1 protein-coding gene and 1 pseudogene are annotated in these 7,058 nt (G+C 63.6%); both read left to right on the forward strand.

Annotated features, from left to right (window positions below; genetic code table 11):
- Positions 1 to 2,450, forward strand: a 2,450-nt coding sequence (locus tag ACFYOY_RS48855; protein ID WP_351906444.1) for an SDR family NAD(P)-dependent oxidoreductase, incomplete at its 5' end; no start/stop codon positions are given.
- A 41-nt stretch (positions 2,451 to 2,491) separates the two neighbouring features.
- A pseudogene (locus ACFYOY_RS48860) lies at positions 2,492 to 7,058 on the forward strand (beta-ketoacyl synthase N-terminal-like domain-containing protein); the annotation flags it as partial.

Below are 7,058 nucleotides of genomic sequence, written 5' to 3' on the forward strand. Positions count from 1 at the left end.
ACGTCGAGAAACGACTCGAAACATCGCCATGGCGCGATCACATCAGCATCGCCGTGGTGAACAGCCCCACCAGCACAGTGATCTCCGGAAACAGCGCGGCCGTACATGACTTCGTCGCAAACACCCAAGCCGACAGCGTTCGAGCGCACCTCTTGCCTGTGGACTACGCATCCCACAGCTCCCAGGTGGAAAGCCTCCGGGAACCTCTCGTCAGCGCGTTGGCGCAGGTGAGTAGCAGAGTTCCTGACGTGCCGATGTATTCCACGGTCACTCGTGATCGGATTGACGGATCGGGACTCGACGGCGACTACTGGTACCGCAACCTCCGCGAACCAGTCCGTTTCCATGACGTCATCCAGGCGTTGGAGAGCAGCGGACACGATGTCTTCATCGAGGTCAGCGGACATCCCGTTCTGACTCCGCACATTGACGGTGACAGTACTGCCGTTGGCACACTGCAAAAAGATCAACCTGGCTTGGAGACGCTGCTCAGCAACGCGACCAAGATCTTCGTCCATGGGATATTCATCGACTGGGCCAAACTCCTTCCGTCCCAAGAACCTGACCCCGCAGCCGCGACCGGCCTGCCCCCCTATCCGTTTCAACACCAGTCGTTCTGGCTCGCCGACCCCATTTCGGACAAGGCGCAGCTCCACCGAATCGACTGGGTTCCGATTGCCCGTCCAGCTCGTCAGTCTGTCGAGGACTGGGCGGTTATCGGCAACGACCTACCGAGAGCGGTGCGCTACCGTGAGTGGCCAGCGGCGATTGCCGGTGGGCACGACGTCGTAGTGTCCTTCGTGGCACCACACGGCAACACCGATGATGTGCCGGTCGCCACGCGCCAGTATGTTCACGAAGCGCTGACTTTGCTGCGCGAATGGCTTGCCGACTCACGTACGGAATCGTGTCGACTGGTCTTCGTCACTCGAGGTGCGCTGTCCGATCTGGCAAGCGCCACCGTATGGGGGCTGCTGCACACTGCTCAGACCGAGCACCCGGATCGATTTCAGCTCGTGGACCTCGATGACGCCGAATCAGCAGTTTCTCTCCCCGATGCCATTCGTTGCGCACAGCCACAAGTAGCCATCCGTTCAGGGCAGATGGTCGTCCCCCAATTGGTTCCAGCCGATACGCGGCAGGGCGAGCAAGTCCACACTGACGGGACCATCCTGATCACGGGCGGCACCGGAATGATGGGTGCGACACTCGCCCGGCATCTGGCCAAGTCCGGCGCACAGCGCTTGCTGTTGGTCAGCCGTCAAGGACAGCACGCCGAAGGCGCGCCACAGCTTCTCGATGATCTTCGCGCCGCGGGAGCCACGGCCGCCGTCGAGTCCTGCGATGTCAGTGACCCGGATCAACTGAGCGATCTGCTCCGGAACGTCCAGCCGCCACTGACCGGCGTGATCCATGCCGCCGGCCAGCTTGACGACGGTGTCGTGACCCGGCTGACCGACGAACAGGTCGACACGGTGTTCCGGCCCAAGGTGGATGCCGCATGGAACCTCCACTTGGCGACCCGGCAAATGGACCTCTCGTTCTTCATTCTCTGTTCCTCGGTAGCAGGCATCATCGGCACTGCCGGCCAGGCCGGATACGCGGCGGCGAACGCCTTCCTGGACGCGCTGGCACAGCACCGCCGGGATCTCGGCCTGCCTGCCCAGTCGATGGCCTGGGGGTTGTGGCAACAGCCTAGCGCTATGACACAGGGCATGACGCCTGCGGACTACCAGCGACTCGTCGACAGCGGAGTCGTTCCCTTCAGTGATGCAGTAGGGGTGTCACTGTTCGACCGTGCCCGGCTCCTGCCTGAGCCTCTGCTTGTCGCCGCAAGTATCGACCACGAGAAGCTGAGAAGGCGCTCGGATTCAGTCCCGGGCAAAATGCCAGGACGTGCGCTGATCGAAGCCCTGCGTGAATCCTCCACAGTGGAGCGAGCCGAGACCGTTCTCGGCCTGATACGTAAACACGCTGCTGCTGTCCTGGGCGGGAGTGCCGAGGAAATCGATCCGGGTCGTGCTTTTCGGGAACTCGGCTACGATTCGCTGACTTCCCTGCAATTGCGCAATCGGCTGAACAAGACGTTTGGGGTCCGACTGCCGGCGACCGCTGTGTTCGACCACCCGACGTCCCCCGAGATGGCGACAGCCATCCTCGACCAGCTCTTTCCGGCGGAGCGCCCGGCACCAGACCTGATCTTGCGTCGGCTCAGCGAGCTCGAATCGCTCCTCGACACTCTCGCACTCGATGGACAGTCGGGTGCGGCTATTGCCAACGGCATCAGGCAGCTCCAACAGAAGTGGGAAAGCAAGGCAGGCAAGCCAAAACAGCACTCGGACACCGTCCGCAGGATCGACACGGCGACGGAGTCGGAGATCCTGGCGTTCATCGACAACGAGCTGGGTCGGGCAGCTGACGTGAACAAGACGCCCGTGAGCGGAGAGTAGCTATGGCTGACAACGAGAGGCTCGTCGACTACCTCAAGTGGGTCACCGCTGATCTCCAGCAGACGCGCCAGCGTCTCGCTGAACTGGAGGCCGCGTCGGCTGATCCCGTTGTGGTCGTGGGCATGGCGTGTCGTTACCCAGGAGGCGTTTCCTCCCCCGTAGACCTCTGGGACGTGGTCAGCCAAGGGGTTGACGCCGTCGGCCGATTCCCGGACGACCGCGGCTGGGACATCGAAGCTATATTCGACCCGGACCCCGACCAGCCCGGCAAGACCTATTCCCGATCTGGCGGTTTCCTCACCGACATCGCTGGGTTCGACGCGGAATTCTTCGGTATCTCCCCACGCGAAGCCCTGGCCATGGACCCACAGCAACGCCTGCTGCTGGAAGTGTCGTGGGAGGCGGTCGAGCGTGCCGGGATCGACCCTCTATCCCTACGGGGCAGCTGTACGGGCGTATTCACCGGAATCTACGCATCCGACTATCTACCCTCTCCACCCGCGGAACTTGAGGGCTATGCGGCGACCGGCAACATCGCGAGTGTCGCGTCGGGCAGGATGTCCTACGTGTTGGGCCTGGAAGGGCCTGCAGTTTCGGTCGACACAGCGTGTTCCTCATCGTTGGTAGCGCTGCACGTGGCAGTCCAATCCCTGCGGGCCGGTGAGTGCACGATGGCCTTGGCAGGAGGCGTAACCGTGATGTCGTCGCCCGCCAACTTCATTGAGTTCTCCCGGCAGCGCGTCTTGTCTCCGGATGGCCGGTCGAGGGCCTTTTCGGACAGCGCGGACGGAACCGGGTGGGCCGAAGGTGTAGGCGTCCTGGTGCTGGAGCGGTTGTCCGACGCACAACGCCTCGGGCATCCAGTTCTTGCCGTGATACGCGGCTCGGCAGTCAACCAGGACGGTGCGTCGAACGGCCTGACCGCACCCAACGGCCCGTCGCAGCAGCGTCTGATCCGCCAAGCCCTTGCCAACGCCCGCCTGTCCGCAGGTGAGGTCGATGTCGTCGAGGCACACGGCACCGGGACACGCCTGGGCGACCCGATTGAAGCCCAAGCACTGCTCGCCACCTACGGCCAAAGGCCGCCAGAGGCACCCCCACTCCTACTGGGGTCATTGAAATCGAACATCGGCCACAGTCAAGCCGCAGCAGGCGTCGGCGGCGTCATCAAGACAATCATGGCCATGCGGCACGGAATCGTGCCCAGAACCCTGCACGTCACCGAGCCCTCTACCCATGTCGACTGGACAACTGGCAGGCTCGAGCTTGCCACCGAGGAACAAGACTGGCCGGCAACCGGCCGCCCGCGACGAGCAGCAATATCCGCCTTCGGCGTCAGCGGAACCAACGCGCACGTCATCATCGAACAAGCCCCTGAGATCGAACAACAACCCGCGCGACAGCCCATCAACGGCGCGATTCCCCTCGTGCTCAGTGCGAAAAGCATCACGGCACTCCGTGACCAAGCCACCCGGCTCGCCCAACACGTCGAACGCGACTCCTCCAGTCTGGTGAACCTGGCTCACAACCTGCTCACCACACGTTCTCTCTTCGACCACCGTGCGGTTATAGCCGGGACAGCACACGACGAGGTCCTCGCAGGACTCCGTGCAGTGGCCCTAGGCATCACTGAGACCGGCGTGGCAGTGGACGTCGTGCGGGAGCAAGGCAAGACGGCGATCGTCTTCGCCGGTCAAGGGTCACAGCGCCCCGGTATGGGACGCGAGCTGTATCGCTCGTACCCGGTTTTCGCCGAGGCTTTCGACGCGGCGTGTGCTTCGTTGGAGCGACACATGGCGGTCTCGCTGCGCGATGTGATCTTCGGCGAGGACGCGGAATTGCTCAGCAAGACCCTTTACGCCCAACCGGCTCTGTTCGTTCACGAAGTCGCGTCGTACCGGCTGCTGGAATCCTGGGGAGTGGCTCCCAGCCACGTGATGGGTCACTCGCTCGGCGAGGTGACCGCCGCCCATGTTGCCGGTCTGCTTACGCTCGACGATGCATGCCGGATGATCGCCGCTCGTGCCCGCCTCATGCAGAACCTGCCGTCCGGTGGAGCCATGGTGGCTGTCGAAGTCAGTGTTCAGGAAGTACAAGCCGAGGGTCTTCCCGACGCGATCTCCATAGCCGCGGTCAATGGACCCGACTCGGTTGTCCTGTCAGGCAACGAATCGGACGTGGCGGCCCTGATGTCGCGATGGCAAAGCCGTGGTCGGCGCGTTGAGCGACTGAAAGTCAGCCACGCCTTCCACTCGGCTCTCATGGCCCCGATGTTGGCAGCGTTTCAGCAAATCCTGGACACTATTGCGTTCAGCAGCGCGGCCATACCTATCATCTCGAACGTCACCGGGAAAAAGGCGAGCGATGAGGAACTCGGGCAGGCCAGCTATTGGCTCCGGCATGTCCGTCGCCCCGTGCAGTTCCTGGACAGTGTACGCACTCTCCGGCAGGAGGGCGTCTCCGTGTTTCTTGAGGTCGGACCGGATAGCGCCCTCGCCGCATTGGCAGAGCGATGCGTCGTGCCGGAAGACGCCTCGGCGTGTGCGTTCCTTTCCTTCGGGCGGCGCACCCAACCAGAGGTGACCGCGGCTGTTACCGCAGCGGGAGCGCTGTTCACCCGTGGCGTGGATGTGGATCTGACAGCTATCGCGGGAGCGACGGAGACCACGTTCGACATTGGTCTGCCGACCTATGCCTTCCAACACCGCCGCTACTGGCTGGCCGATTCCGTGGGCGCGCAGCCTGAAGTCCTGCAAGCTTCAGCGCCGCTCGCCGATCCTGCGGAGTCGCGCACCCTGCTCGGTCGTCGCCTGCTCGAAGCCGACGTGAAGGACCGCATGAACGTAGCGCTCGAGACAGTGACCACCCAGATTTCCTCCATCCTGCACCTGCCACTGGCGGAGATCGACGTCACGAAGCCCTTCAGCGACATGGGTTTCGACTCGCTGACCGGAGTCGAGCTGAGGAACCGCCTGTCGGAGATGGTCGGGATCGCACTGCCGCCCTCGTTGGTCTTCGACAGCCCGACCCCTGTACAGCTCGCCGAGCATGTCCTGGCCGTTCTCCTGGAGAACCTCGCACCGCCTTCGACAACGGCGGAATCCCTCGTGCTCCAGCCTGCGGATCCGGTGGTGGTCGTGGGAATGGCGTGCCGCTTCCCAGGAGGTGTGGCTTCCCCCGAGGATCTCTGGGACATGGTCAGCCAAGGTGTCGACGCGATCGGAGAGTTCCCTGCAGACCGGGGTTGGGATGTCGAGGCACTGTTCGACCCAGACCCTGACCAGCCTGGCAAGACCTACGTCAGGCACGGCGGCTTCCTCGATGATGTCTCCGGATTCGACGCGGACTTCTTCGGTATCTCCCCACGCGAAGCCCTGGCCATGGACCCACAGCAACGCCTGCTGCTGGAAGTGTCCTGGGAGGCGATCGAGCGCGTGGGGATCGATCCTCGTTCGCTGCGCAGAAGCCGCACCGGAGTTTTCGCCGGAGCCTATCCATCCGACTACATGTCCAGGCTCTCCAATACGCCGGCGGAGCTGCATGGCTATGCGGCCATCGGCAATGTGTTGAGCGTGGCGTCGGGCCGGGTCTCCTACATGCTGGGGCTCGAAGGACCCGCGATGACCGTGGACACCGCTTGTTCCTCATCCCTGGTGACCTTGCACTTGGCAGCGCAGGCGTTGCGAGCGGACGAATGCACCATGGCCCTGGCATGCGGTATGACCGTGATGTCCTCGCCACAAGCGTTCGTCGAGTTCTCTCGGCAGGGAGGTCTTTCTCCGGATGGCCGGTCGAGGGCCTTTTCGGACAGCGCGGACGGAACCGGGTGGGCCGAAGGTGTAGGCGTCCTGGTGCTGGAGCGGTTGTCCGACGCACAACGCCTCGGGCATCCAGTTCTTGCCGTGATACGCGGCTCGGCAGTCAACCAGGACGGTGCGTCGAACGGCCTGACCGCACCCAACGGCCCGTCGCAGCAGCGTCTGATCCGCCAAGCCCTTGCCAACGCCCGCCTGTCCGCAGGTGAGGTCGATGTCGTCGAGGCACACGGCACCGGGACACGCCTGGGCGACCCGATTGAAGCCCAAGCACTGCTCGCCACCTACGGCCAAAGGCCGCCAGAGGCACCCCCACTCCTACTGGGGTCATTGAAATCGAACATCGGCCACAGTCAAGCCGCAGCAGGCGTCGGCGGCGTCATCAAGACAATCATGGCCATGCGGCACGGAATCGTGCCCAGAACCCTGCACGTCACCGAGCCCTCTACCCATGTCGACTGGACAACTGGCAGGCTCGAGCTTGCCACCGAGGGACAAGACTGGCCGGAAACCGGCCGCCCGCGACGAGCAGCGATATCCGCCTTCGGCGTCAGCGGAACCAACGCGCACGTCATCATCGAACAAGCCCCTGACAGTATGCGGCAGTCTACGAAACACCCAGTCGACCAGGCGATTCCTCTGGTCGTGAGCGCGGACACCGCCGCAGCGCTCCACGACCAAGCCACCCGGCTCGCCGACTACATCGAGCACACATCACCGGACCTGGGGAGCTTGGCACACGGTCTGGTCACGGCGCGTTCCTTGTTCGACCACCGCGCCGTTGTCATCGGCG

This window comes from Streptomyces sp. NPDC007875 (genome assembly GCF_042868035.1).
GTDB lineage: Bacteria > Actinomycetota > Actinomycetes > Streptomycetales > Streptomycetaceae > Streptomyces > Streptomyces antimycoticus.